The sequence below is a fragment of the Nocardia harenae NBRC 108248 genome (genome assembly GCF_001612885.1).
GTDB lineage: Bacteria > Actinomycetota > Actinomycetes > Mycobacteriales > Mycobacteriaceae > Nocardia > Nocardia harenae.
Genome location: NZ_BDBH01000001.1, coordinates 104,028 through 128,664 on the forward strand (window position 1 = coordinate 104,028; position 24,637 = coordinate 128,664).

Below are 24,637 nucleotides of genomic sequence, written 5' to 3' on the forward strand. Positions count from 1 at the left end.
AAATGGGGCGGCCGCGAACGACCGCCCCACCCCGTCAATCGGTACGTGTCAGTACTGGAGTGAACCACCCCACTGCGTGGTGACGCCACCCACGTTGACCGTCGTCGGCGCGGTATCGCCCGGCGGCACGATCGGCGGAAGTTTAACCTGCGCGGCCGCATCCAGCGCGGCGGTGCCGCCCGGCTGGGCCTTGATCCAGTCCTCGACCGCCGCCTTGGCCAGGTTCACCTGCGTGGTGTCGAGCACGACGCTGGATTTCGCGTCCGCCAGCCCCTCCCCACCGGTGAAGCTGGAGACGTGGATCGTATTGCTGTCCACGAACTCCACCGACACCCCGGCCTCGCCGGAGCCGGTCGGGGTGGAGTAGCCGACGGTGCCGACGTACCCGGCCTCGTTGCTGAAGTGGTGGGTGTTGGCCACGTAGCCGGGCAGCAGCGCGCCGCCGTCCACCGCGGCGCCGACCTCGGCGTGCGGGCCGGTCATCTCGACCACCGGCGCGGCCGGGGCGGCATCCACCCGCGGCGCCTCCCAGCGCGGCTGCACCAGGGTCTGCGAGGGCGACGAGTCGGCCTGCGGCGCCTGGCTCTGCGGCGCGGTGCCCGGGTCGGCCTGGGTGCCGCCGCCCGGGGTGGACGGCGTGGCGGCGGGCTGATCCTGGGCGTCCGGCTGCTGCGGGGTGCCCGGCGCGGCCTGGTCCGGCGCCGCCGCGCCCGGCGCGGCCTGGCCCGGCGCGGGCTGGCCCTCCTGGCCGGGCACCGGCAGCGGCGCGACGCGCGGCGTCGTCACACCGGGCTGGGTCGGCCGGTTGAGCTTGGGATCCCTCTTCTCCGGCATGGCCTGATCCGGCTCGGGCGTGGTCACACCCGGCTGGCTCGGCGTCGGCCTGCTCTCCGGCGTCTCCGGTGTCTCCGGCTGCTCGCTCTGCGGGCCGGTGCCGGGCTGGGTGGGGCCCTGCTGCGGCGTCTGCGGCTGCTGCTCGGGCGTCGTGTTGGTACCCGGCTGGACCGGGGCGGGCGTCGCCGGAGTTGTCGGCTGATCGTTCGGTACTGCCCCCGCCGGCGCCGCGAAGAAAGTTGCCACGGCTGCCGCTGTCGCCAGCGGCAGCGAGGTGCTCGCCATCGCTCGCTGCGCCCGGGTCGGCTTACGATGTTTCACTTTTCGCTTATCCCTTTCCGTGCGGGAGGCACACGGCCGTTCCCGGAGGAAACCCCCCAAACCCCGAAACGCCCGCGACCAACCCGCCGATCACGTCTCCGCAACGGAGTGAACCACAGTTGTCCGACAGGGGCAATGTGGAGAGTACGCTGCCCGCCGCCTCAACCGCGCTGCCGCACAACAGCGTTCACGCAGGTGACACCTGCTTTTCGCCTGCCGCTCAGTCCAGATCGTCGTGCCGCATGAGCTGTCGCGCCGCCTCGATGACCGATCCGGTGAGCGAGGGATAGACCGAGAAGGTCTGGGCCAGGTCGTTCACGGTGAGGTTGTTCTGCACCGCGAGCGCGATCGGCAGGATGAGCTCCGAGGCGATCGGCGCCACCACCACGCCGCCGATCACCACGCCGGTGGCGGGCCGGCAGAAGATCTTCACGAAGCCGCGGCGCAGCCCCGACATCTTGGCCCTCGGATTGGTGTTCAGCGGAAGCATGACCGTGCGGGCCGGCGTCTCGCCATTGTCGATCGCGGTCTGGCTGACCCCGACGGTGGCGATCTCCGGCCGGGTGAACACCGCGGAGGAGACGGTCTTGAGCCGGATCGGGCTGACGCCCTCGCCCAGCGCGTGGTACATCGCGATCCGGCCCTGCATGGCGGCGACCGAGGCGAGCGGGAGCAGCCCGGTGCAGTCGCCCGCCGCGTAGATCCCGGTGACGGCGGTCCGGGAGACCCGGTCCACCCGCAGGTAGCCGCCGCGGTCGAGCTCGATGCCGACGTTCTCCAGCCCCAGCCCGCCGGTGTTCGGGGTGGAGCCGACGGTCATGAGCGCGTGCGACCCGGCGACCGTTCGCCCGTCCGAGAGCGTGACCACGATGCCGTCGGCGGTGCGCTCCACGGCGTCCGCGCGCGCGTGCTTGACCAGCTCGACGCCGCGCTCGGCGAGCGCGTCCTCCAGCACCAGCGCGGCGTCGGCGTCCTCGCCGGGCAGCACCCGGTCGCGGCTGGAGACCAGCGTCACCCGGACCCCGAGTTCGGTGTAGGCGGAGACGAACTCGGCGCCGGTGACGCCGGAGCCGACCACGACCAGCGTCTCCGGCAGCTCGGCCAGGTCGTAGAGCTGGCGCCAGGTCAGGATGCGCTCGCCGTCGGGCTCGGCGCCGGGCAGCACCCGCGGGCTCGCGCCGGTCGCGATCAGCACCACCTCGGCGTCCACCGTCTGCTCGGCGCCGTCGCCGTCGCTGACCAGCACCCGGTGCTCGGCCCGGCCGACCGGCTCCAGCAGCGAGCCGTACCCGGGCAGCACCGTGACCCCGGCGGCCCGCAGCTTGGCGCGGATGTCCGACGACTGCGCCAGCGCCAGCGCCTTGACGCGCTGGTTCACCTCGGGCAACCGCACCCCGGCCTGGTCCGGGTCGAGCGTGATGCCGAGGTCGCGCGCGCGGCGCAGGTCGGTGCGGATGCCGGTGGAGGCGATGAAGGTCTTGGAGGGGACGCAGTCCCAGAGCACGCAGGCGCCGCCGATGCCGTCCGAGTCGATCAGCGTCACCGCCGCGCCGTGCTGCGCCGCCACCAGCGCGGCCTCGTAGCCGGCCGGGCCGCCGCCGATGATCGCGATGCGGGTCATGGGTCACCTCTCGCTCGTGCGGGTCCCGGGATCTCCGGACGTCCGGGTCAACCGTAATCGGCCGAGCTCGGACCGGCTCGCCAGCCCGCGTGGCGCGCCCGCCGCGCCGGGTGGTGCGCCGGTCCGGCGGGAGCCGGTGGCCGCGGCGCAATCATTGGATACGCTCTTCGGGTGCCGATATACGCCGCCTACGGATCCAACATGGACTCCACACAGATGCTCGAGCGCTGTCCGCACTCCCCGATGTCGGGAACGGGCTGGTTGGAGGGGTGGCGGCTGACCTTCGCCGGTGACGACATCGGCTGGGAGGGGCCGCTGGCCACGGTCGTCGAGGAGCCCGGCGAGCGGGTCTTCGTCGTGCTCTACGACGTCTCCCCGGAGGACGAGGACCGGCTGGACCGCTGGGAGGGCTCGGACTTCGGCATCCACAAGAAGATCCGGCTGCGCGTCACCCCCACCGCGGGCAGCGGCTCGCAGCCGGTACTCGCCTGGCTCTACGTGCTGGACGCCTACGAGGGCGGCCTGCCCTCCGCGCGCTACCTCGGCGTGATGGCCGACGCGGCGGAGAAGGCGGGCGCCCCCGGCGACTACGTGCACGCGCTGCGGACCAGGAACAGCCGCAACGTGGGGCCGGGCCCCGGCAACTTCTCGGTCTAGCGCCCGGCCCGCAGCACGATATCGGTGAGCACTCGCACGCCGACGGCGAGCGCGCGCTCATCGATGTCGAAGGTGGGCTGGTGCAGGTCGAGCTGCTCGCCCTGGCCGGACCAGACGCCGAGCCGCGCCATGGCGCCGGGCACCTCCTCCAGGTACCAGGAGAAGTCCTCGCCGCCGCCGGACTGCGGGGTGTCGGCGAGCGCGCCGGGGCCGAGCTCGCCGATGGCGGCCTCGAATATCCGGGTGGAGCGCTCGTCGTTCACCACCGGCGGCACGCCGCGCTTGTAGTTGAGCTGGTAGCGCACCCCGGTGGGGGCGAGCAGCGCGTCCACGATCTCGCGCACCAGCGGCTCCAGCAGCTCCCAGGTGGCGTGGTCGCCGGTGCGCACGGTGCCGGTGAGCATGCCGGTCTGCGGAATGGCGTTCGGCGCCTTGCCCGCGCTCACCGCGCCCCACACCATGACGGTGCTGGTGCGCGGGTCGATCCGGCGGCTGAGCATGCCGGGCAGCCCGGTGATGACGGTGCCGATGGCATAGACCAGGTCGCTGGTGAGGTGCGGCCGCGAGGTGTGGCCGCCGGGTGAGTCGAGCACCAGCTCGACGGTGTCGGCGGCCGAGGTGATCGCCCCGACCCGGATCCCGACCCGCCCGACCTCCAGCCGCGGGTCGCAGTGCAGCGCGAAGATCCGCTCGACGCCCTGCATGGCACCGGCCGCGACCACGTCGATCGCCCCGCCGGGCATGACCTCCTCGGCGGGCTGGAAGATGAACCGCACCCCGACCGGCAGGTCGGCATCGGCCAGCGCCAGCGCGGCGCCGAGCAGAATGGCGGTGTGCGCGTCGTGCCCGCAGGCGTGCGCGACGCCGGGCACGGTGGAGGAGAACGGCAGCCCGGTGAACTCCTGCAGCGGGAGCGCGTCCATGTCGGCGCGCAGCCCGATCCGCGGCCCGTCCGGGCCGATGTCGCAGATCAGCCCGGTGCCGCCGGGGAGGACCCGGGGCGCCAGCCCCGCCTTGGTCAGCCACGCGGCGACGAACTCCGTGGTCGCGAACTCGGTCCTGGACAGCTCCGGGTTCGCGTGGATGTGCCTGCGCCACTGGACCAGGTCCACCTGGTGCTCGGCCAGCCACGTGTCAACCACGTGCCGGCCCGACCGCACCAGATGACCGCTCGTGCTCACCGAATGTCCTCCTGTCGTCGAACGAATCGCTGCAACAGACTGCTCCTGTGTTGCTCATCGCGGGCGACGGCCACGGCGGTACACGCCAGCGCGACCGCGCCGTCCAGCACCGCGCGATCGGCGGAGGCGGTGACGCTCGCCGCGGCGAACTCCGGCTGGTGCGTCACCGCACCGCCTGCCTCGATGCCGATCACCGGGTGGATGCCCGGGACGATATTGGTGACGTTGCCCATGTCGGTGCTGCCGAGGGGCCGCTGCGCCTCGAACTCCGGCGGCAGCGGCGTCCGCCCGAGCCCGGTGATCTGCTCGCGGTAGACCGCGAGCAGGGCCGGATCGGGCGTGAGCTCGGTGTACGTCGGCGCGAGCGTCCGGATCTCGTGGGTGCAGCCGGTCGCAAGGGCGCCCGCCGCGAAGCAATCGGACGCCCGTCGCGTCAGATCGTCGAGGGATGCGGAATCCGCTGCGCGTAGGTAATACAGCAATTCCGCACGTCCGGGCACGATATTGGGGGCCACGCCACCGTCGTTGACTATACCGTGCAGTTGCTGGCCGGGCGCGAGGTGCTGGCGCAGCAGCCCGAGCGCCACCTGGGCGACGGTGGCGGCGTCGCCGGCATTGCGGCCGCGCTCCGGCGCCGCGCTGGCGTGCGCCGCGCGGCCGTGGAAGAGCACCGAGAGGTCGCTGAGCGCCAGCGAGCGCGCGCCTGCCACGTCGAACGGGCCCGGGTGCACCATCATGGCCAGCGCCAGGTCGTCGAAGACGCCGTGGTCGAGCATGATCACCTTGCCGCCGCCGCTCTCCTCGGCCGGGGTGCCGAGCACGACCACGGTGAGCCCGAGCTCGTCGGCGACATCGGCGAGCGCGAGCCCCGCGCCGACCGAGGCGGCGGCGATGATGTTGTGCCCGCAGGCGTGGCCGATCTCGGGCAGCGCGTCGTACTCCGCGCACAGCCCGACGGTCAGCTCGCCGCTGCCGTACACCGCGCGGAAGGCGGTGGGCAGCCCGGCGACGCCGGTGGTGACCGCGAAGCCGCGCTCGCGCAGCGGCTCGATGGTCCGCGCGGCGGCGCGGAACTCCTCGAAGGCGAGCTCCGGCTCCGCGTGCAGGGCGTGCGAGAGCCCGATCAACCCGTCCTTCGCGGCCTCGACCGCCGCGTGTACCCGCGCGACGGAGCCATCGGTCGGCATCTCGATCGCGGGCATGCCGACCAGTCTGGCATTACCCCGGTGGTTACTGCCCGTTCAACCCAACGTGAGCACCACGGTTGCGCGCCCGGCTCGTCTCCGAGCGGTCGAAGCGCACGCGCCGCAGGCGCGAGTCTCGACCGCGCGGCGGCGAGCCCCCGAAGGGCGCGCAACCCGTCGCGCCGAAGGCGCGACAATCAAACACCGAAGGCGAGGTTCTCGGGAGTGGTGGGGGTGGTCAGCCCCGGCAGGACCGCGCCGTGCAGGGCGCGCTTGATGACGGCGAGGTTGGGCTTGCGATTGGCGGCGAGCCCGGCGGCCTGCTCGACCGCCACATCGAGCAGGCTGTCCGCCCCCGCCTTGGCATCGACGATCCCGGCCGAGATGGCCTCGTCGGCGCCGAAGCGGTGCCCGGTGGTCATGGCCTTGACCGCGACCTGATTGGTGAGCCGGTGCGTGAGCAGCGCGTTCATCGCGACGGTGAAGGGCATGCCGAGGTGGATCTCCGGCAGCGACCAGTACCCGCGGTCGGCGCGCATGACACGGAAGTCGTGCGAGGTGGCGAGCATGGCCCCCGCGCCGAAGGCGTGGCCGTTCACCGCGGCGACGGTGGGCAGCGGGAAGGTGAGCAGCCGCGCGTAGAGCGCGTGCACGCTGTCCAGGTAGCCGTGCATCTCGCCGGGATTCGCGAAGAGCCACTCGGTGTGCAGGCCGTTGCTGAAGAACTTGCCGGTGGCGGTGGTGACCAGCGCTGCCGGGCCCTCGGCGCCCTCGACCTCGTCCAGCAGCGCGTTCAGCCGGGCGAGGACGTCCGGGTGGAAGCGGTTCTCCTCGTCCGCCGCGTGCTGCTCCTCCGATCCCAGGTACAGCACGAACACGTCACCCCGGCGCTCCAGATACGGCATGCGGGCAGCGTAGCCGGGCGATCCTACCGACGGGTAGCCGAGGCCGGTCGGTGACCGGGGCCACACCCGCGCGAAGCCCGTACCGCCCACGACTATCGTGACCCCATGCTTGCCGAAGAGGCCGCCGCGACGATCGCCGAGCGGACAGGGGTAGCGCGCCACCGCGTCGCGGTGGTGCTCGGGTCGGGCTGGCAGGAGGCGGCCGCGGAGATCGGCACGCCGCGGGCGTCGGTGCCGATGCCGGAGCTACCCGGCTTCGGCACCCCGACCGCGCAGGGCCACGTCGGCACCGTGCACTCGGTGCCGGTCGGCGGCACCGACGTGCTGCTGCTCATGGGCCGCCAGCACCTCTACGAGGGCTACTCCCCCGCCGAGGTGGTGGTTCCGCTGACCGCCGCCGTCGCGGCGGGCGCGGAGATCGTGCTGCTCACCAATGCCGCGGGCGGGATCAGGGACGGCATGGCCGTCGGTGAGCCGGTGCTCATCGCCGACCACATCAACCTCACCGCCCGCACCCCGCTCACCGGCCCGGCCTTCGTCGACCTGGTGGACGCCTATGACCCCGAGCTGCGCGCGCTGGCCCGCGAGGTCGACCCGGCGCTGGCCGACGGGGTGTACGCCGGGCTCATCGGCCCGCAGTACGAGACGCCCGCCGAGATCAGGATGCTGCGCACCATCGGGGCGGACCTGGTGGGCATGTCGACCGTGCTGGAGGCGATCGCCGCGCGGGCGCTCGGCGTCCGGGTGCTCGGCATCTCGCTGGTCACCAATCTGGCCGCCGGGGTCACCGGGGCCAACCTCTCGCACGCGGAGGTGCTGGCCGAGGGCAATGCCGCCGCGCCGCGGCTCGGCAAGCTGCTGCGCGGCATCCTGGAGCGGCTCTAGATGCTGCGCTTCGGCACGGCCGGGCTGCGCGGCCCGCTGCGGGACGGGCCGGACGGCATGAACGCGGTCACCGTCGCGCGCGCCACCGCCGGGCTCGCCGCCTGGCTGCGCGAGCGCTGCCTGGGCGGCGGGCGGGTGGTGGTCGGCCGGGACGCGCGGCACGGGTCGGCGGAGTTCGCCACCGTGACCGCGGAGATCTTCGCCGCCGCCGGATTCCCGGTGACGCTGCTGCCAGAGCCGCTGCCCACCCCCGTGCTGGCGCACGCGGTGCGCGCGACCGGCGCGGTGGCCGGGGTGCAGATCACCGCATCGCACAACCCACCCGGCGACAACGGCTACAAGGTGTACCTGGAGGGTGGCGCCCAGCTGGTGGCCCCGGCCGACGCCGAGATCGAGCGGGCCATCCAGGCCGTCACCGAGCCGATCCCGCGCGCCGCGGTCGCCCCCGCCGATGGCAGCGTGCTCGCCGCGTACCTGGACCGGGTGGCCGGAATTCCGGAGCGGATCGGCGGGCCGGGCGAGCGCGCGCCGGTGCGGATCGCGCTGACCCCGCTGCACGGCGTCGGCGGCGCGGTGGCGCTGCGCGCGCTGGCCGCGGCCGGCTTCGACGACGTGCACGTGGTGCCGGAGCAGTTCGAGCCGGACCCCGACTTCCGCACCGTCGCCTTCCCCAACCCCGAGGAACCCGGCGCGGCCGACCTGCTGCTCGCGCTGGCCGAGCGGGTCGGGGCGGACCTGGCCGTCGCGCTCGACCCGGATGCCGACCGCTGCGCCATCGGCGTGCCCGGCCCGGACGGCTGGCGCATGCTGCGCGGCGACGAGACCGGCGTGCTGCTCGGCGCCGACGTGCTGCGCACCGCCCCGGCGGACGCCCTGGTCGCGACCACCCTGGTCTCCTCCCGGCTGCTCGGCCGGGTGGCCGCCGCGCGCGGCGCCCGCTACGCCGAGACGCTCACCGGCTTCAAGTGGCTGGCCAGGGCCGGAACCGGCCTGGTGTACGCCTACGAGGAGGCCATCGGGCACTGCGTCGACCCCGCCGCCGTCCGGGACAAGGACGGCATCTCCGCCGCCGTGCTCGCCGCCGACCTGGTCGCGCGGCGCCGCGCCGCGGGCGGCACCCTGCCTGCCGACCTGGACCGCTACGCCGTCGAGTTCGGCGTGCACGCGGGCGACCAGGTCTCCCTCCGCCTCGCCGACGCCGACGCCGCGGCGGCCGTGGTAGCCGCGCTCCGCGCCGCCCCGCCGGAGCGCATCGCGGGCGCCGAGGTGCGCTACACCGACCTGGCCGCCACCCGCGGCCCCCTGCGCACCGACGCCCTGGTCTTCGAGGGCGACGGCGACCGGATCGTCGTGCGCCCCTCCGGCACCGAGCCCAAACTCAAGTGCTACCTGGAGGTCGTCCGCCCGGTCCCCGACCCCACCGCCCTCCCCGACGTCCGCAAGGCCGCCGCCGAGCGCCTAGCCGCCCTCCGCGATTTCTGCACCGCCCTGTAACCCCGTGAGCCTCCGGCCCCCCGGCCCGCGCCCGGCCCCCGGCCCGGGTTCGCCCCCGGCCCGGGTTCGCCCCCGGCCCGAGTTCGCCCCCGGCCCGAGTTCGCCCCCGGCCCGGGTTCGCGCCCGGCTCACGTCCGAGCGGTCGAAGCGCATGCGCCGCAGGCGCGAGTCTCGACCGCTCGGACGTGAGCCCCCGAAGGGCGCGAACCCCGTCGCGCCGAAGGCGCGACCAATCAACGCGGCCCGAACTGACGGTCACCGGCATCTCCCAGACCGGGGACGATGAACGCGTCGGCGTTCAACCCCGTGTCGATGGCGGCGGTCACCAGCCGCACCGGAAGCCCCGAATCGCCCAGCGCGGCAATGCCCTCGGGCGCGGCGACCACGCAGAGCGCGGTGATGTCCCGCGCCTTCCGCGCCACCAGCAGCTCCAGCGTGTGCCGCATGGAGCCGCCGGTCGCGAGCATGGGATCGAGCACGAAGACCGGCACGTCGGAGAGGTCCTCCGGCAGCGATTCCATGTAGGGCACCGGCTGGTGCGTCGCCTCGTCCCGCGCCACGCCGACGAAGCCGATCCTGGCGTCCGGCACGAACCCCGCCGCGGCGTGCACCATGCCGAGCCCGGCCCGCAGCACCGGGACCAGCAGCGGCGGCGCGGCGAGCCGGGTGCCCTCGGCGATCGAGACCGGAGTGGCGACGTCGAACCGGGTCACCGGGGCGTCGCGCAGTGCCTCGTAGACGAGGATTCCGGTGAGGTCGCGCAGCGCGGAGCGGAACTCGGCGTTCCCGGTGCGCGCGTCGCGCAGCGTGGTGAGCAGGGCGGCGGCCAGCGGATGGTCCACGGTGTGGGTGCGCATGGAGGAACGATAGAACCGCGCCGCGGAAATTCGCGGCCGAGCCAGGGAACCGGCGGCCGAGCGGGCGCGTCGAAGACAGTGAATGACGTACGCTGCCTGGGAAACGGATGGGGGGCTGTTATGGACAAGACGTCGGCGGATACCGACGGCATCGTCGCCTACGGTGCGTCCGCGCAAGTCATGGCCGGGGAGATGGCCGCGGCGGGCACGTCGGCGGCGGGGGCAGGGCCCGCGCTGCTCGGCCCGATCATGGGGCTGATCGGCGGTGACTTCATGGCCGCGTACGCCGCCGCGCACGCGGGCCAGGTCGCCGCCATCGGCCAGCTCTCCGCGGTATTGACCAGCATGGGCGGCTCGGTGACGGCCGCGGCGGGCGCCATCGCGGACACCGAGCTCGGCAGCGCCGCCACCATCGCCGCCACCGACCCGAACGGGTGAGCGCGTGATCGACATCGACGCACTGGCGAAACCGCTGATCGACCTGCTGAACTCGTTCGGCTCCGGGGTCCTGCCCAGCGGCGGCCCGGCCGACGCGCTGCGCGCCACCTCCGCCGCGGTGGACCGGATCCACGAGCTCGGCCGCACCAGCATCAACCAGGTGAACACCGCGTGGGACGGCACCGCCGCCGACGCCACCACCTCGAAGGCGCTCCGGGTGCAGACCTCGGCCGCGACCATCTCGGACAACAGCACCGAGATGGCGACCGTGGTGAACCAGGCCGCCGCCGAGGTGGAGAGCGGGCAGAAGGATCTCAACGGCATCCTGCAGTCCTTCGTCTCCACCGCGACCGCGCTCGGCCCCGCCATCGCCACCCCGCCCGGGCTCACCGCGGTGATCGGCTCCGCGATCGACCACATCAACCAGGCGGTCGGCGTGGTCGGGCGGGTGCAGAACGAGCTGGACACGCATACCGCGAGCATGACCGGGCTGACGCCGCCACCCTCCACCTCGCTCGCCTCCACCCTCGCCTCCTCCGGCATCCCGCAGCAGCTGCTCTCCGGCGCCAGCGGGGTGGCGAGCAGCGCCGGTTCGCTGCTCAGCACGGTGATGAACAACCCGCTGGTCACCGACGCGTCCAAGGCGGCGACGCCGTCGGCGACCACGCCGTCGCCGGGCACCCAGCAGCCCGACACCGGCTCCGCGGCGCCGACCCGCGACGGCGTGGAGATCACGCTGCCGGACGGCAGCCGGGTGGAGGCGCCGAACGAGCAGGCCGCCACCGCGGTGCAGGCGGCGCTCGGCACGGTCGGCACCCCGTACGTCTGGGGTGGCAACTCCCCCGGCGCCGGGCTCGACTGCAGCGGCCTCACCAAGTACGCGTACGGCGAGGCCGGGGTGGAGCTGCCACGGCTCGCGGCCGAGCAGGGCAATGGCGCCACCCAGGTCTCGGCCGGTGATCTCATGCCCGGCGATCTCGCGATCTGGGACGGCCACGTGGCGATGGTGATCGGCAACGGCCAGTTCGTCGAGGCCGGTGACCCGGTCCAGATCAGTTCGGTGCGAACGGAGAATTCGGGGATGGACTTCTACGGCTTCTACAGGCCGACGTCGTGAGCGAGCAGCAGGAGCCCGGCGTCCCGCCGGTCACCGTGGCGGCCAGCAGCAATCGGGCGGGCACCATCACGGTGCGCGCCACCGACCAGGGCATGCCGGTGGAGATCGGCTTCGAGCGCAGCGAGTACCGGTACGGCGCGCAGGCGCTTGCCGACGAGATCCTGCGGCTCACCCGGCGCTCCACCATCGCGGCGAAGGCCAAGCGGCGCGAGGCGCTGGCCGAGGCGGGGATGCCCGCCGACATCCTGGACCGGCTCGGCCTGCCGACCAGGCACCAGGCGGTGGACGAGCTGGACCGGATGGACGACGCCGACACCGGCCCGACGAGCTGGATGAGGCCGGTATGAGCGCGGAGATGGACGCGCTGGTCGCCAGGGCGACCAGCAAGCTGGAGGCGCTGGAGGCGGCGCTGCACGGCCTGCAGCAGGTGCGCGGCCGGTTCGTCACCGAGGACGGCGCGGTCGAGGTCGAGGTGGACAGCGACGGCGCGCTCACCGCGCTGCGGCTCTCCGAGGCGGTCACCGGGCTGCCCCCGGCCGAGGTGGGCAGGCTCATCGTGTGGGCGTGCAGGCAGGCCGCCGAGGAGGCGGGCGGGCAGCGCTCGAAGGTCGTTGCGACACTGAACGAGTCGTTCGCCCCCGAGCCCGCTCCCGGTGCCGCCCCCGGGGCCGGGCAGGCGGGATAGTGCCTGAGCCGGAAGGTCGATAGGCTTCCGCCCATGGCTTCTGGAGACATCGTCCCGATCGAGCTCGGTCTGACCGATGGCGATCTCGTCACCCTCTGGGCACCGCGCTGGCGGGACGGTGACGACGAGTGGGAGGCGTTCCTCGGACACGAGGACAGCCTGTACGGATTCGAGTCCGTCGCGGAGCTCGCCGCGTTCATCCGCACCGACTCGGACAACGATCTCGTCGACCATCCGGCCTGGCGGGTCGTGGCCGGGCTGTCGGCGGCGGAGCTGGAGCCGGAGGAGGAGCACACCTTCGATCTGGTCGGCGTCCCGGAGCTGGCCGCGAGCGACCCGGACGGCGACACCGTCGCCGAGCTGGAGGACACGCTCGAGATGGTGCGCAATATCGGCGAGGTCTGCGAGCTGGACACCGTCACCAAGTTCTTCGGCGGCAACCCGGTGCTCGGCGCGCTGCCCAGCGGGCCGAACGCCTTCACCGGGCGCGACGGCGAGGAGCTCTGGGACCAGATCGGCGCCGCCATCGCCAAGGGCTGGGACGACGTGCTGGACGCCATCGACGGCGTGGTGAAATCGCCCGACGTGGACGCCGAGGCGGTCGCGGTGGCCGAGGCCGAGCTGCTCGCCGCCGAGGAGAACGTGGTCGACGCCGACGACGCCGCGGACAGCGAGGAGTTCGAGGCCGTCGACCTCACCAAGGCCGACGACGAGGACGACGAGGACCCGTCGTTCTGGGCCGAGGTCGGCATCGACCCGGTCAAGATCATCACCGCCGACGGCACCTGGTTCACGCTGCGCTGCTACCTGGACGACGAGCCGATCTTCCTCGGCCGCGACGGCTCGATCGCGGTCTTCGACTCGGAGCGGGCGCTGGCCAGGCACCTCGCCGACGACCACGAGCACGACCTGGCCCGGGTGAGCACCTACGACGAGGTGCAGACCGCGGCCACCGACGGCTCGCTGGAGGTCGAGGTCACCGACGAGAACGTCTACGTGCTGCCCGGGCTCGGCGACGATCTCGGCGAGGGGCCGCGCACCGTCGACGTGGACCAGCTCGACCTGGCCGTCGAGCTTTTCACCGACGCCGCCGACTACGCCGAGGACGACGCGGTGGAGAAGGCGCTCGCCCCCTCCACCCCGCTCGGCTGGTACGTCTCCTACCTGCTCAACCCGGACCCGACCAGGCTGGCCCCCAGCCCGCCGTTCCAGGCCGAGGCGACCGCATGGCGCGAGCTGGAGACCTGGTTCGAGACCAAGCTCGACCAGCACAGGTGAGCTACCCGAGCATGACCGCGTAGCCCGGCTTGATCACGTCGTCGATGATCTTCAGCCGGTCCGGGAACGGGATGAACGCCGACTTCATGGCATTGATCGTGAAGCGCTCCAGGTCGCTCCAGCCGTAGCCGAAGGTCTCGACCAGCTTGAGCATCTCCCTGCTCATGGTGGTGTCGCTCATCAGCCGGTTGTCGGTGTTCACCGTGACCCGGAAGCGGAGCCGGGCGAGCAGGTCGAACGGGTGCTTGTCCAGCGAGGGGACGGCGCCGGTCTGCACATTGGACGAGGGGCAGAGCTCCAGCGGGATCCTGGTGTCGCGCACGTACTTCGCCACCAGCCCCAGCTCGGCGTCGGCGATCGCGCCAGGCACGCTGATGTCGTCGGTGATCCGCACCCCGTGGCCGAGCCGGTCGCAGCCGCAGTAGGCCAGCGCCTCGTGGATCGAGGGCAGCCCGAAGGCCTCGCCGGCGTGGATGGTGAAGTGCGCGCTGTTGGCCCGCATGTACTCGAAGGCGTCCAGGTGCCGGGTGGGCGGGTAGCCCGCCTCGGCGCCCGCGATGTCGAAGCCGCCGACGCCGCGGTCCCGGAAGCGCACGGTGAGCTCGGCGATCTCCCGCGAGCGGGCCGCGTGCCGCATGGCGGTGAGCAGGCAGACCACGGTGATCCGGCCGCCCGCCGCGGCCACCAGCTCCTCGCCTTCGCGGAAGCCGGCCAGGGTGTGCTCGACCACCTCGTCCAGGGTGAGGCCGCGGTTCAGGTGCTGCTCGGGGGCGAAGCGCACCTCGGCGTAGACCACGCCGTCTTCGGCGAGGTCCTCCACGCACTCGCGGGCCACCCGGCGCAGCCCCTCCGGGGTCTGCATGACGGCGACCGTGTGCGCGAAGGTCTCCAGGTAGCGCTCCAGCGAACCGCTGTCGGCGGCATCGCGGAACCAGGTGCCGAGGGTGTCGGCGTCGGTGGCAGGTAGCTCGTCGTAGCCGCAGGCTTCGGCGAGTTCGAGCACCGTGGCGGGGCGCAGCCCGCCGTCCAGGTGGTCGTGCAGCAGCGCCTTCGGCGCGCGGCGGATCGAGGCGAGGGTGAGCGGCATCGGTCCTGTCATGACCCAACGTTAGCCGCCGCGGGCGTCCGCGCACCGCTGGTTACCGCCTGTGGCAGTGCTGGTTCACCGGGCGCTCGCCCCCGGGCCGGATCGGGTTGGCCGCCCCGTCACCCGTCGAACGGTCGCACAGGCCACGCCCGCGCGCCGCGCCCAACCTGCCACGCCCCCGCGCCGCGCCCAACCTGCCGCGCCCGCGCGCGGCGCCTCGCCGCCGCACATTGCCCGCCTCGCCCGGCCGCGCGTGCCGCCAGGCGGGACGCGTGCGAGTCGCGGGTGTGCCCGACGACACGGCCGGCGCCCGGTCAGGCGATGCGGTCCAGCAGCAGCGGAGCGGCGGGGGCCGGGTCGGCCTCGGCGGCGATGGTCGTCGCACCGTCGAGAGCCGAGCGGGCGCCGTCGAAGGCCGCGGGGGTGTCGGTGTGCAGGGTGAACAGCGGCGCGCCCGCGCGGACCCGCTCGCCGGGCTTGGCGTGCAGGACGACGCCCGCGCCCGCCTGCACCGGATCACCCTGGCGGGCGCGGCCGGCGCCCAGCCGCCAGGCCGCGACGCCGACCGCGCGGGCATCGAGCCGGGTGAGCACGCCGTCCGCCGCCGCGGCCACGGTCTCGGTGTGCGCGGCGCGCGGCAGCGGGGCGTCCGGATCACCGCCCTGGGCGGCGATCATGGCCCGCCAGTGGTCCATGGCCCGCCCGGAGGCGAGGACATCGGCAGGGTCGGCGGCCAGCCCGGCGGCGGCGACCATCTCGCGGGCGAGCGCGAGGGTCAGCGCGACCACGTCGTCCGGCCCGCCGCCGGCCAGCACCTCGACCGATTCGGCGACCTCGAGCGCGTTGCCCGCGGTGCGGCCGAGCGGGGTGTCCATGGCGGTGAGCAGCGCGACGGTGCGCACCCCGGCATCGGTGCCGAGCTCGACCATGGTGCGCGCGAGTACCCGGGCGTCGGCCAGGTCGGGCAGGAAGGCGCCCGCGCCGACCTTGACGTCGAGCACCAGCGCCGCGGTGCCCTCGGCGATCTTCTTGCTCATGATCGAGCTGGCGAGCAGCGGCACCGACTCCACCGTCCCGGTGACGTCGCGCAGCGCGTACAGCTTCTTGTCCGCAGGCGCCAGATCGGCGCCGGCCGCGCAGACCACCGCGCCGATCGCCGGGTCGGCGAGGATCTCCCGCATCCGGGGGACCGGCACGTCGGCCCGCCAGCCGGGGATCGCCTCCAGCTTGTCCAGCGTGCCGCCGGTGTGCCCGAGCCCGCGCCCGGAGAGCTGCGGCACCGCCGCGCCGCAGGCGGCGACGAGCGGCGCCAGCGGCAGCGTGATCTTGTCGCCGACGCCGCCGGTGGAGTGCTTGTCCACGGTCGGCCTCGGGAGGTCGGTGAAGTCCAGCCGCCGCCCTGAGCCGATCATGGCGGCGGTCCAGCGCGCGGTCTCCCTGCGGTCGAGCCCGCGCCAGACGATCGCCATGGCCAGCGCGGACATCTGCTCGTCGGCCACCGCGCCGCGGGTATAGGCATCGAGGACCCAGTCGATCTGGGCGTCGGTGAGCTCCCCGCCGTCCCGCTTGGCGGTGATGATCGAAATCGCGTCGAGTGCCGTCACCGGCCGAGTGTGGCACAGGGATGGCCGCCCCCGCCGGGGCCGGAAACCGCCGTGTGGGCGTCGGCTGCCGCCGGGGGCCGTCCCCGCAGCGCGTCGGCGATAACGCGACGCCGCGCACTTGCGCCCGCGGGCATCGGCACAGCCGGTCGGCGAGCGAACACCGAGCGACGGCACGGCGCCGAGCGGCACGACGCGGCGCCGAGCGGCACGACGCGGCACCGAGCGGCACGGCACGGCACCGGGTGATCAGCGCTCCCGCTCACCCGCCGCGAGATCGTCCGGCCCGAACGCATCGGGCAGCAAGACGCCGAGCGGCTTCGCCCCGGACGGGTGATCGACCAGCATCTCCGCACCCCCGTGCTCGAACAGCACCTGCCTGCACCGCCCGCACGGCATCAGGATCGCGCCGCGGGAATCGCAGACCGACACCGCCCGCAGCCGCCCCCCTCCGGTGGCGACGGCAGTGCCGACCAGCACGCACTCCGCGCACAGCCCGAGCCCGTACGACACGTTCTCCACATTGCACCCGGTGACCACCCGATCACCGACGAGCCCCGCCGCGCCGACCGGGAATCGCGAATAGGGCGCGTAGGCTCGGTGCATCGCGTCCCGCGCGCTCGCCCGCAAGCCGCTCCAGTCGATCGTCATCGGCACCCACTTTCGTTTCTTCATTACCGCCGAGTAGCTTTCCGGGTGAACGCGGCAACGCGGTGAGACATTTTCCACATTGCGCCGGTCCGCAATGCGGAGCAGCGCATCACCGCACCGCTTCGGGCGCGGAATGCGGAGAAGCCGGGAAACGCACCCGGTGCGCTCCCCTTTTCCCTTGCTACACAGGAGATTCGGACCCAGAAGCGGGCGGCGCGGTACCTGCTCCGAGGCACCGGAAACGGGCGCGCGGAGACCGCACGACAACCCATTCCGCTGCGACAAAGGTAAGCCTAACTCGGACCGGTGTCGGGTAACGCACGGCACGCCGAATTAGTTCCGGCAAACCCGGAGGATTAGAGTCGATCGCAGAACGGTTCAGTTTCCCGGCGGCGGGCCGGAGCGCAGCCACCTGGGCATTCGCCCACTCCACGCAGCCGGCGTCGGATCTGTGACCGGGTCCATCAACGACGTTGGAGGCACCGCACTCTATGACCACGATCGAAGCTCCGGCTCAGCCGAAGCGGAAGACGCTGTACCGAGGCGACCCCGGAATGTGGTCCTGGGCGCTGCATCGGATCACCGGCGTCACGCTGTTCTTCTTCCTGTTCGTCCACGTGCTGGACACGGCCCTGGTGCGGGTGAGCCCCGAGGCATACAACGACACGATCGAGACCTACAAGAACCCCCTCGTCGCGCTGATGGAGATGGGGCTCGTGGTCTGCGTGCTCTTCCACGCGCTGAACGGCGTGCGGGTCATCCTGGTCGACTTCTGGTCGCAGGGGCCGCGCTACCAGAAGCTGATGCTCTGGATCATCCTGGGCCTCACCGCGGTGCTGGCCGGCGGCGCCATCGGCCGGATGTTCTACTACCTCTTCACGGAGCACTGAGATGTCTGCACCCGTCCTCGGCAAGTCCTACGACCGTCCGGCCAGCCTCGACCTGCCGCGCGCGCCGCGCGGCCGGGCGGGCAACAATTTCGAGAAGTACGCCTGGCTCTTCATGCGCTTCTCCGGGCTGCTGCTGATCGTGCTCGTGATCGGCCACATGTCGATCATGCTGCTGCTCGACGGCGGCGTGAAGCGGCTGAACTTCGCCTTCGTCGCGGGCCGCTGGTCCAGCCCGTTCTGGCAGATCTGGGACCTCACCATGCTCTGGCTGGCCCAGCTGCACGGCGGCAACGGGCTGCGCACGGTGATCGCGGACTACTCCCGCAAGGACTCGACCCGGTTCTGGCTGAACTCGCTGCTCGCGGTCTCGATGATCCTGATCATGGGCGTCGGCACCTACGTCATCTTCACCTTCGACCCCAACATCAGTTAGGAACAGGCACCCTCGATGACAGACACTCGTCCTGTTCAAGAGCACCGCTACGACGTCGTGATCGTCGGTGCCGGCGGCGCGGGCATGCGCGCGGCGATCGAGTCGGGGCCGCGGGCAAGGACCGCCGTCCTGACCAAGCTGTACCCGACCCGCAGCCACACCGGCGCGGCCCAGGGCGGCATGTGCGCGGCGCTGGCCAACGTCGAAGAAGACAACTGGGAGTGGCACACCTTCGACACCGTCAAGGGTGGCGACTACATCGTCGACCAGGACGCCGCCGAGATCATGGCCAAGGAGGCCATCGACGCGGTGCTCGACCTGGAGAAGATGGGGCTCCCGTTCAACCGCACCCCCGAGGGCCGGATCGACCAGCGCCGCTTCGGCGGGCACACCCGCGACCACGGCAAGGCGCCGGTGCGCCGCGCCTGCTACGCCGCGGACCGCACCGGCCACATGATCCTGCAGACGCTGTACCAGAACTGCGTCAAGCACGATGTGGAGTTCTTCAACGAGTTCTACGCGCTCGACCTGGTGCTCACCGAGACCGACCACGGCCCGGTCGCCACCGGCATCGTCGCCTACGAGCTGGCCACCGGTGAGCTGCACGTCTTCCACGCGAAGTCGATCATCTTCGCCACCGGCGGCTCCGGCCGGATGTACAAGACCACCTCGAACGCGCACACCCTGACCGGCGACGGCATGGCGATCGTGTTCCGCAAGGGGCTGCCGCTGGAGGACATGGAGTTCCACCAGTTCCACCCGACGGGGCTGGCCGGGCTCGGCATCCTGATCTCCGAGGCGGTCCGCGGCGAGGGCGGCATCCTGCGCAATGCCGAGGGTGAGCGCTTCATGGAGCGCTACGCCCCCACCATCAAGGACCTCGCGCCACGCGATATCGTCGCCCGCTCGATGGTGCTCGAGGTGCTCGAGGGCCGCGGCGCGGGCCCGAACAAGGACTACGTCTACATCGACGTCACCCACCTCGGCGAGGACGTGCTCGAGGAGAAGCTGCCCGACATCACCGAGTTCTCCCGCACCTACCTCGGCGTCGACCCGGTCAAGGAGCTGGTCCCGGTCTTCCCGACCTGCCACTACGTGATGGGCGGCATCCCGACCCGGATCCGCGGCGAGGTGCTCCGCGACAACGAGAACGTGGTGCCAGGGCTGTACGCGGCGGGCGAGTGCGCCTGCGTCTCGGTGCACGGCGCCAACCGGCTCGGCACCAACTCGCTGCTCGACATCAATGTCTTCGGCAGGCGCGCGGGCATCGCGGCCGCCGAGTACGCGAACCGCTCCGAGTTCGTCGAGCTGCCGGAGAACCCGGCGACGATGGTGCAGGAGTGGCTCGCGCTGATCCTCTCCGACCACGGCAACGAGCGGGTGGCCGACATCCGCACCGAGCTGCAGCGCTCGATGGACAACAACGCGTCGGTGTTTCGCACCGAGGACACGCTGAAGCAGGCGCTCACCGACATCCACGCGCTCAAGGAGCGCTACGCGCGGATCACCGTGCAGGACAAGGGCAAGCGGTACAACAGCGACCTGCTGGAGGCGGTCGAGCTCGGCTTTTTGCTGGAGCTGGCCGAGGTCACCGTGGTCGGCGCGCTGAACCGCAAGGAGTCGCGCGGCGGCCACGCCCGCGAGGACTACCCGGACCGCGACGACGTCAACTTCATGCGGCACACGATGGCGTACAAGGAGGGCGCGGAGCTGCTCTCGGACATCCGCCTCGACTTCAAGCCGGTCGTGCAGACCCGCTACGAGCCGATGGAGCGTAAGTACTGATGACTGCCGTACTGGACAAGAGCACCCCGGCCGCCGCCGCGCCGGTGCCCGAGGGCTCGACCATGATCACCGTCAAGGTGGCGCGGTTCAACCCGGAGAACGACCTCGGCGCGCACTGGGAGTCGTTCCAGGTGCCGGTGCTCTCCACCGACCGGTTCCTGAACGTGCTGATCTACATCAAGTCCTACCTGGACGGCACGCTCACCTTCCGCCGCTCCTGCGCGCACGGGGTCTGCGGCTCCGACGCCATGCGGATCAACGGGGTGAACCGGCTGGCCTGCAAGGTCCTGATGAAGGACATGCTGCCCAAGGACGGCAAGAGCATCACCGTCTCCGTCGAGCCGATCCGCGGCCTGCCCGTGGAGAAGGACCTCGTGGTGGACATGGAGCCGTTCTTCGACGCCTTCCGCGCGGTCAAGCCGTACCTGATGACCTCGGGCAACGAGCCGACCCGCGAGCGGATCCAGAGCCAGGCCGACCGGGCCAGGTTCGACGACACCACCAAGTGCATCCTCTGCGCCTGCTGCACCACCTCGTGCCCGGTGTACTGGCACGACGGCAGCTACTTCGGCCCGGCCGCGATCGTGAACGCGCACCGCTTCATCTTCGACAGCCGGGACGAGGGCGCGCGCGAGCGGCTCGACATCCTGAACGACGTGGAGGGCGTGTGGCGCTGCCGCACCACCTTCAACTGCACCGACGCGTGCCCCCGCGGCATCGAGGTGACCAAGGCGATTCAGGAGGTCAAGCGGGCGCTACTCTTCGCCCGCTGAGCTCCGCTGCGACGGCCGCCCGCGCTTCCTGTGCGCGGGCGGCCGTCGCCGTCTCACCAGCCGTCCGGCAGCGGATCGGCGCGGGACCAGCGGTCGCCGCCGAGCACCACGTGGCCGAGGAAGCGGAGCCCGACGGTGCCCGCGGCGGCGCCGAGCACGGTGCTGGCGCGCCGGTCGTCGTAGCTGGGGGACGGATCGCCGGACGGGTGGTTGTGCACGACGGCGAAGGCGCGGCCGTCGTGCCTGAGCACGGTGTTCAGGATCTCCCTGACCGGGACCGCGACCTCGTCCAGCGCGCCCTGCGCGACGAAGACCCGGTGCCGGAGCCGGTGCCTGGCATCGCAGACGAGGACCAGCAGCCACTCCACCCGCGCGCCGGTGAACAGCGGGCCCGCCACCGCCGCGACATCGGCGGCGCCGGCGAGTACCCGGCCGGGGGCGGCGCCACGGGCCCGCGCGGCGAGGTGGAAGGCGGCGACCACCGTCGACGCCTTGGCGACGCCCATCCCGGTGCGCCTGGCCAGCTCCTCCGGCCTGGCGGCCGCCAGCCCGGCGGGCCCGCCGTACTCGGCGAGCAGGGCGTGTGCGAGATCGACGACGCCGATGGCGCGGTTACCCTCGCGCAACAACAAGGCCAGCAGCTCACCGTCGGTGAGCGCGTGCGCCCCGAGCGCGAGCAGCCGCTCCCTCGGACGCTGATCGCCGGGCAGACCGGCCAACGGTACCGACATCGAACCCCCTCCATGCACGGTGCAGGGTTGCCATGGTGCCAGGGGGTACCGACAGACCGGTCATCTCGCGTCGGAAACGTCGCCCGCGCGAGGGCTTCGGCCCGCATCACGCAGCTCGGCCCGCCCAGCTGAGCAGTGTGTACAGCTGCGGCGGGGCGGATTGCCGCGCCGGGCCCGCGGTGCTTGCATCGGAGCATGTTCACCGAAGCGCAGCTCTACTCGCCGGTGAGCCGCGGCGGCGACGGCGCGGTCCGAGTCCGGCTGAGCGCGGACCACCCGGGCGCGCACGACCCGGAGTACCGGGCCCGCCGCGATGCCATCGCGGCGCTCGCCCTCGCGCACGCGCCGGGCGAGCCGGCGCCGCGGGTGGCCTACACCGAGCGCGAGCACGCCGTCTGGCGCACCGTCGCCGCCGAGCTAGCGCGCAAGCACCGCCACTACGCGTGTGCCGAGATCCGGCACGCGGCACGGGAATTCGGGCTCCCCGCGGACCACGTGCCGCAGCTCGGCCAGGTCTCCGCCGCGCTGGCGCCGCTGAGCGGCTTCCGCTACGCGCCCGCGGCCGGGCTGGTGCCGCTGCGGCAGTTCTTCGGCTCGTTCGCCGACCGGGTCTTCCACGCGACCCAGTACCTGCGGCACCACAGCGCGCCGCTCTACACCCCGGAGCCGGACGCGGTGCACGAGATCATCGGGCACGGCACCCAGCTGGCCAGTCCGCGGCTGGCCGCGCTGTACGTCGCGGTGGGCGCGGCGGCGCGGCGGCTGCACACCGACGCCGCGCTGAAGTTCCTGGCCGATGTCTTCTGGTTCTCGCTGGAGTTCGGGGTGCTCACCGAGCGCGGCGAGCTTCGCTGCTACGGCGCCGGGCTGCTCTCCTCCTACGGCGAGATCGAGGAGTTCCGCGCGGCCCGGCTGCGCCCGCTCGACGTGGCCGCCATGGGCACCGCCGTCTACGACATCACGCACTACCAGCCGGTGCTCTACTGCGCCCGCTCGTTCTCCGAGGTCGAGCAGGTGCTCGGGGCCTTCTTCGACACGATGGACGACGAGACCCCCGCCCGCTGCGCCAGGGACGGGCGGCTACCCGTCTGACCGGCCGAGCGGCAGGCCGTCCTCCAGCTGCGCCATGGCGCGATCCAGCGCGGTCCAATCCAGCGGCCTGCCGAGCGCGGTGACCAGCATGGCGCCGGTGAAGGCGCCCGCCGTGACCCGGATCTCCTCGTCGTCCGGGTCACGGCCGAGCCGCTCGGCGAAGAGCTCGGTGAGCATGCCGATCCCGCGCTCGAGTTCCAGCGGGATGGCGGAGCGCAGCTCCGGGGTGCGATACAGCAGGTCCTGGCGCTCCCGCTCGAAGGCGAGCTCCTCCGGCGGCAGCGTGCTCAGCACCGCCCGCATGGCCGCCCGGAAGGCCGCGAACAGGCTCAGCCCCGGCGGCTGCGTCCGGTACTCGGCGATGAGCGGGGCATCCAGGTCGTCGGCCAGGATGAGCTGCTCCTTGGCCGGGAAGTAGCGGAAGAAGGTACTCGGCGAGACCTCGGCGGCCGCCGCGATCTGCTCGACGGTGGTCTCCGCGTAGCCCTGCTCCCGGAAGAGCCGGAAGGCCTGCTCGCGAATGGTGCGGCGGGTGCGTTCCTTCTTGCGCTCGCGCAGTCCGCGCACCGCGACGTTATCGGCCATGCCCCGATTCTGACGGATCGGCGACCGGCGCCGCGGCGCGCCCGGGCAGCACCCGCAGCGCCACCGGCAGCGCGGCCAGGCAGAGCAGCGCGCAGAGCGCGAGCATCACGCCCATTCCGGCGACGAAGGCCTCCCTGACCCGCTCCAGCAGCGCGGCGTCGCCGAGCTGCCGCGCCACCGCGACCCCGGCGTTCACGCTGTCGTCGATCGGCGGGCGGTTCGCCGCGCCCAGCTGTGCCCGGTACACCGCCGCCAGCACCGCACCGAGGAAGGCCACCGCGATCGTCCCCGCGGCCTGCCGCAGCGCCTGCAACAGCGCGGACCCGGCGCCCGCGCGATCGCCGGTGAGGTCGTCCAGCGCCGCCGCCATGACCGCGGGTAGCGCGATGCCCATGCCGACGCCGGTCAGCGCCACCCACGCCGCCACGAAGCCGAAGCCGCTGCCCACCGAGGTGAACGCGCCGAGCCCGAGGCCGAGGCCGAGCAGCCCGAGCCCGAGCCCCACCGTGCGCGCGGTGCCGAGCCGCACCCGCAGCACATCGCCCACCCGCGACCCGACCAGCAACCCCGCGATCATCGGCAGCAGCCGCACCCCGCTGCCGAGCGCGTCCACCTCCAGCACCGCCCGGTAGTACTGCGGCAGCGTGAAGAACAGCCCGAAGGTGATCACCACCGCGAACACCGTGCCCCAGCGGAAACCCGCGCGCCGGAACAACTCCAGATCGGCGAGCGGGTACGCCGCCCTGCGCTGGTGCCGGACCAGCGCCACCAGCAGCCCGGCACCGGCGGCGAAGCCGAGCCAGCCGAGCGGGTCGCCGAGGCCGTCCTCGCCGAGCCGGATCAGCCCGTAGGTGAGCGCGAGCATCCCGGCCACGGCGAGCCCGGCGCCTGGCAGGTCGATCGGGCGCTGCCCCGGGTCGCGCGACTCCGGCACCAGCGCCACCACCGCCACGACGCCGACCAGCACCACCGGCACATTGATCAGGAACACCGAACCCCACCAGAAGGTGTTCAGCAGCCAGCCGCCGAGGATCGGCCCGAGCGGCAACCCGATCGCGGTGGCGGTGACCCAGATGTTCATGGCCCGCGCACGCTCGGCCGGGTCGGCGAAGAGCACGGTCACCGTGGCCATGGTCATCGGGATCATGGCGGCCGCGGCGACCCCGAGCACGGTGCGAGCGGCGATGAGCTGGCCGGGCGAGGCCGCGTAGGCGCAGGCCACCGAGGCGAGCCCGAAGACGAGCAGCGCGCCGAGCAGCAAGCGGCGCCTGCCGTACCGGTCGCCGAACGCGCCCGCGGGCAGCATGACCGCGGCGAGCGCGAGCGTGTAGGCGGTGGAGAACCACTGCAGCGCAGCACTTCCCGCACCGAGGTCGAGCGCGAGGTTGGGCAGCGCGACCGTCAGCACGGTCATGTCCAGGCCGATGACGGTCATGGCGAGCGCCATGGCGCCGAGCGCGGACCAGCGGTGGGTGGCGGAGCGGGACATAGCGTCTCCAAAGTGACAGTTACTATTTTTTGACAGTCTCTACCACTTTCTGTGCGCTGTCCA

General features: G+C 72.6%; 25 protein-coding genes. 13 read left to right on the top strand and 12 right to left on the bottom strand.

Going from position 1 to position 24,637, the window contains the following annotated elements; all coding sequences use genetic code 11:
- Positions 1–48: 48 nt before the first annotated feature.
- Together NH2_RS00515 and NH2_RS00520 are read right to left on the bottom strand one after the other, a co-directional pair.
- On the bottom strand, positions 49–1,080 hold the full coding sequence (locus tag NH2_RS00515; RefSeq protein ID WP_067647560.1) for a hypothetical protein: 1,032 nt from the start codon (positions 1,078–1,080) through the stop codon (positions 49–51).
- A gap of 295 nt (positions 1,081–1,375) precedes the next feature.
- Positions 1,376–2,776: an NAD(P)H-quinone dehydrogenase gene (locus NH2_RS00520; protein WP_067646441.1), complete on the bottom strand. Its 1,401-nt coding sequence runs from the start codon at positions 2,774–2,776 to the stop codon at positions 1,376–1,378.
- Positions 2,777–2,947: 171 nt separating this feature from the next.
- Here NH2_RS00520 and NH2_RS00525 point away from each other — a divergent pair, with 171 nt between their 5' ends.
- Positions 2,948–3,433, top strand: a complete 486-nt coding sequence (locus tag NH2_RS00525; protein ID WP_067646444.1) for a gamma-glutamylcyclotransferase family protein — start codon at positions 2,948–2,950, stop codon at positions 3,431–3,433.
- Here NH2_RS00525 and NH2_RS00530 read toward each other — a convergent pair.
- From NH2_RS00530 to NH2_RS00540, 3 genes are all read right to left on the bottom strand, one after another.
- Positions 3,430–4,575, bottom strand: a complete 1,146-nt coding sequence (locus tag NH2_RS00530) for a M20 family metallopeptidase (RefSeq protein WP_067647563.1) — start codon at positions 4,573–4,575, stop codon at positions 3,430–3,432. The genes NH2_RS00525 and NH2_RS00530 overlap by 4 nt on opposite strands.
- Positions 4,576–4,610: 35 nt before the next feature.
- The gene (locus tag NH2_RS00535; RefSeq protein ID WP_245650363.1) at positions 4,611–5,816 is read right to left on the bottom strand and encodes a M20 family metallopeptidase; all 1,206 of its coding nucleotides are present in this window, start codon (positions 5,814–5,816) and stop codon (positions 4,611–4,613) included.
- 179 nt (positions 5,817–5,995) lie between these two features.
- The gene (locus NH2_RS00540; RefSeq protein WP_067646446.1) at positions 5,996–6,703 is read right to left on the bottom strand and encodes an enoyl-CoA hydratase-related protein; all 708 of its coding nucleotides are present in this window, start codon (positions 6,701–6,703) and stop codon (positions 5,996–5,998) included.
- A gap of 105 nt (positions 6,704–6,808) precedes the next feature.
- On the opposite strand from NH2_RS00540, the gene NH2_RS00545 reads away from it, so the two are divergent.
- Positions 6,809–7,588 carry a purine-nucleoside phosphorylase gene (locus NH2_RS00545; protein WP_067646449.1) on the top strand — a complete coding sequence of 260 codons (780 nt, stop codon included), beginning with the start codon at positions 6,809–6,811 and terminating at the stop codon, positions 7,586–7,588.
- Positions 7,589–9,082: a phospho-sugar mutase gene (locus NH2_RS00550; protein WP_067646452.1), complete on the top strand. Its 1,494-nt coding sequence runs from the start codon at positions 7,589–7,591 to the stop codon at positions 9,080–9,082.
- 233 nt (positions 9,083–9,315) lie between these two features.
- Here NH2_RS00550 and upp read toward each other — a convergent pair whose 3' ends face one another.
- Entirely contained in the window at positions 9,316–9,939 is a 624-nt protein-coding gene (gene upp / locus NH2_RS00555; protein WP_067646455.1) for a uracil phosphoribosyltransferase, read from the bottom strand.
- Positions 9,940–10,059: 120 nt separating this feature from the next.
- Between upp and NH2_RS00560 the strand changes: the two genes are divergently transcribed.
- From NH2_RS00560 to NH2_RS00580, 5 genes are read left to right on the top strand one after another with little or no spacing between them, the layout of a single operon-like run.
- Positions 10,060–10,377 (top strand): hypothetical protein, encoded by a 318-nt coding sequence (locus NH2_RS00560; RefSeq protein ID WP_067646458.1) that lies wholly within the window; start codon positions 10,060–10,062, stop codon positions 10,375–10,377.
- A 4-nt stretch (positions 10,378–10,381) separates the two neighbouring features.
- Positions 10,382–11,494, top strand: coding sequence for an NlpC/P60 family protein (locus tag NH2_RS00565; RefSeq protein WP_067646460.1), 1,113 nt, complete (start codon positions 10,382–10,384; stop codon positions 11,492–11,494).
- A complete protein-coding gene (locus NH2_RS00570; RefSeq protein WP_067646463.1) occupies positions 11,491–11,841 on the top strand; it encodes a hypothetical protein in 351 nt (116 codons plus the stop codon). The genes NH2_RS00565 and NH2_RS00570 overlap by 4 nt, the downstream gene beginning before the upstream one ends.
- Positions 11,838–12,179 carry a YbaB/EbfC family nucleoid-associated protein gene (locus NH2_RS00575; RefSeq protein WP_067646465.1) on the top strand — a complete coding sequence of 114 codons (342 nt, stop codon included), beginning with the start codon at positions 11,838–11,840 and terminating at the stop codon, positions 12,177–12,179. The genes NH2_RS00570 and NH2_RS00575 overlap by 4 nt, the downstream gene beginning before the upstream one ends.
- A gap of 33 nt (positions 12,180–12,212) precedes the next feature.
- Complete coding sequence (locus NH2_RS00580) at positions 12,213–13,457, top strand: SatS C-terminal domain-containing protein (RefSeq protein ID WP_067646467.1); 1,245 nt, start codon at positions 12,213–12,215, stop codon at positions 13,455–13,457.
- A 1-nt stretch (position 13,458) separates the two neighbouring features.
- On the opposite strand, the gene NH2_RS00585 is transcribed toward NH2_RS00580, so the two are convergent.
- The 3 genes from NH2_RS00585 to NH2_RS00595 form a co-directional block, all read right to left on the bottom strand.
- Complete coding sequence (locus NH2_RS00585) at positions 13,459–14,556, bottom strand: adenosine deaminase (RefSeq protein ID WP_067646470.1); 1,098 nt, start codon at positions 14,554–14,556, stop codon at positions 13,459–13,461.
- A gap of 302 nt (positions 14,557–14,858) precedes the next feature.
- Entirely contained in the window at positions 14,859–16,148 is a 1,290-nt protein-coding gene (locus NH2_RS00590; RefSeq protein WP_067646473.1) for a thymidine phosphorylase, read from the bottom strand.
- 246 nt (positions 16,149–16,394) lie between these two features.
- Entirely contained in the window at positions 16,395–16,796 is a 402-nt protein-coding gene (locus NH2_RS00595; RefSeq protein WP_157103543.1) for a cytidine deaminase, read from the bottom strand.
- A gap of 491 nt (positions 16,797–17,287) precedes the next feature.
- On the opposite strand from NH2_RS00595, the gene sdhC reads away from it, so the two are divergent.
- Genes sdhC through NH2_RS00615 form a run of 4 tightly spaced genes read left to right on the top strand, consistent with a single transcriptional unit; the run spans position 17,288 to position 20,677 of the window.
- Positions 17,288–17,686 (top strand): succinate dehydrogenase, cytochrome b556 subunit, encoded by a 399-nt coding sequence (gene sdhC / locus NH2_RS00600; protein ID WP_084505104.1) that lies wholly within the window; start codon positions 17,288–17,290, stop codon positions 17,684–17,686.
- Between the two features lies 1 nt (position 17,687).
- Positions 17,688–18,119, top strand: coding sequence for a succinate dehydrogenase hydrophobic membrane anchor subunit (locus NH2_RS00605; protein WP_067646481.1), 432 nt, complete (start codon positions 17,688–17,690; stop codon positions 18,117–18,119).
- Between the two features lie 15 nt (positions 18,120–18,134).
- Positions 18,135–19,904: a succinate dehydrogenase flavoprotein subunit gene (gene sdhA / locus NH2_RS00610; RefSeq protein ID WP_067646484.1), complete on the top strand. Its 1,770-nt coding sequence runs from the start codon at positions 18,135–18,137 to the stop codon at positions 19,902–19,904.
- Complete coding sequence (locus NH2_RS00615; RefSeq protein ID WP_067646486.1) at positions 19,904–20,677, top strand: succinate dehydrogenase iron-sulfur subunit; 774 nt, start codon at positions 19,904–19,906, stop codon at positions 20,675–20,677. The genes sdhA and NH2_RS00615 overlap by 1 nt, the downstream gene beginning before the upstream one ends.
- Before the next feature lie 53 nt (positions 20,678–20,730).
- On the opposite strand, the gene NH2_RS00620 is transcribed toward NH2_RS00615, so the two are convergent.
- Positions 20,731–21,408, bottom strand: a complete 678-nt coding sequence (locus NH2_RS00620) for a JAB domain-containing protein (RefSeq protein ID WP_067646489.1) — start codon at positions 21,406–21,408, stop codon at positions 20,731–20,733.
- Positions 21,409–21,603: 195 nt separating this feature from the next.
- On the opposite strand from NH2_RS00620, the gene NH2_RS00625 reads away from it, so the two are divergent.
- Complete coding sequence (locus tag NH2_RS00625) at positions 21,604–22,500, top strand: phenylalanine 4-monooxygenase (RefSeq protein WP_067646492.1); 897 nt, start codon at positions 21,604–21,606, stop codon at positions 22,498–22,500.
- On the opposite strand, the gene NH2_RS00630 is transcribed toward NH2_RS00625, so the two are convergent.
- Positions 22,489–23,085 (bottom strand): acyl-CoA-like ligand-binding transcription factor, encoded by a 597-nt coding sequence (locus tag NH2_RS00630; protein WP_067646495.1) that lies wholly within the window; start codon positions 23,083–23,085, stop codon positions 22,489–22,491. The two genes, NH2_RS00625 and NH2_RS00630, sit on opposite strands and share 12 nt — an antisense overlap.
- On the bottom strand, positions 23,075–24,574 hold the full coding sequence (locus tag NH2_RS00635; protein WP_067646499.1) for an MFS transporter: 1,500 nt from the start codon (positions 24,572–24,574) through the stop codon (positions 23,075–23,077). Before NH2_RS00635 ends, NH2_RS00630 begins: the two co-directional genes overlap by 11 nt.
- Between the last annotated feature and the right edge of the window lie 63 nt (positions 24,575–24,637).

What these genes read in the sequence shown, in the direction of transcription:
- NH2_RS00520 (WP_067646441.1), bottom strand. Translation starts at nt 2,776, where the DNA reads ATGACCCGCATCGCGATCATCGGCGGCGGCCCGGCCGGCTACGAGGCC.
- NH2_RS00535 (WP_245650363.1), bottom strand. Translation starts at nt 5,816, where the DNA reads ATGCCCGCGATCGAGATGCCGACCGATGGCTCCGTCGCGCGGGTACAC.
- NH2_RS00540 (WP_067646446.1), bottom strand. Translation starts at nt 6,703, where the DNA reads ATGCCGTATCTGGAGCGCCGGGGTGACGTGTTCGTGCTGTACCTGGGA.
- NH2_RS00545 (WP_067646449.1), top strand. Translation starts at nt 6,809, where the DNA reads ATGCTTGCCGAAGAGGCCGCCGCGACGATCGCCGAGCGGACAGGGGTA.
- NH2_RS00550 (WP_067646452.1), top strand. Translation starts at nt 7,589, where the DNA reads ATGCTGCGCTTCGGCACGGCCGGGCTGCGCGGCCCGCTGCGGGACGGG.
- upp (WP_067646455.1), bottom strand. Translation starts at nt 9,939, where the DNA reads ATGCGCACCCACACCGTGGACCATCCGCTGGCCGCCGCCCTGCTCACC.
- NH2_RS00560 (WP_067646458.1), top strand. Translation starts at nt 10,060, where the DNA reads ATGGACAAGACGTCGGCGGATACCGACGGCATCGTCGCCTACGGTGCG.
- NH2_RS00575 (WP_067646465.1), top strand. Translation starts at nt 11,838, where the DNA reads ATGAGCGCGGAGATGGACGCGCTGGTCGCCAGGGCGACCAGCAAGCTG.
- NH2_RS00580 (WP_067646467.1), top strand. Translation starts at nt 12,213, where the DNA reads ATGGCTTCTGGAGACATCGTCCCGATCGAGCTCGGTCTGACCGATGGC.
- NH2_RS00585 (WP_067646470.1), bottom strand. Translation starts at nt 14,556, where the DNA reads ATGACAGGACCGATGCCGCTCACCCTCGCCTCGATCCGCCGCGCGCCG.
- NH2_RS00595 (WP_157103543.1), bottom strand. Translation starts at nt 16,796, where the DNA reads ATGACGATCGACTGGAGCGGCTTGCGGGCGAGCGCGCGGGACGCGATG.
- sdhC (WP_084505104.1), top strand. Translation starts at nt 17,288, where the DNA reads ATGACCACGATCGAAGCTCCGGCTCAGCCGAAGCGGAAGACGCTGTAC.
- NH2_RS00605 (WP_067646481.1), top strand. Translation starts at nt 17,688, where the DNA reads ATGTCTGCACCCGTCCTCGGCAAGTCCTACGACCGTCCGGCCAGCCTC.
- sdhA (WP_067646484.1), top strand. Translation starts at nt 18,135, where the DNA reads ATGACAGACACTCGTCCTGTTCAAGAGCACCGCTACGACGTCGTGATC.
- NH2_RS00615 (WP_067646486.1), top strand. Translation starts at nt 19,904, where the DNA reads ATGACTGCCGTACTGGACAAGAGCACCCCGGCCGCCGCCGCGCCGGTG.
- NH2_RS00620 (WP_067646489.1), bottom strand. Translation starts at nt 21,408, where the DNA reads ATGTCGGTACCGTTGGCCGGTCTGCCCGGCGATCAGCGTCCGAGGGAG.
- NH2_RS00625 (WP_067646492.1), top strand. Translation starts at nt 21,604, where the DNA reads ATGTTCACCGAAGCGCAGCTCTACTCGCCGGTGAGCCGCGGCGGCGAC.
- NH2_RS00630 (WP_067646495.1), bottom strand. Translation starts at nt 23,085, where the DNA reads ATGGCCGATAACGTCGCGGTGCGCGGACTGCGCGAGCGCAAGAAGGAA.
- NH2_RS00635 (WP_067646499.1), bottom strand. Translation starts at nt 24,574, where the DNA reads ATGTCCCGCTCCGCCACCCACCGCTGGTCCGCGCTCGGCGCCATGGCG.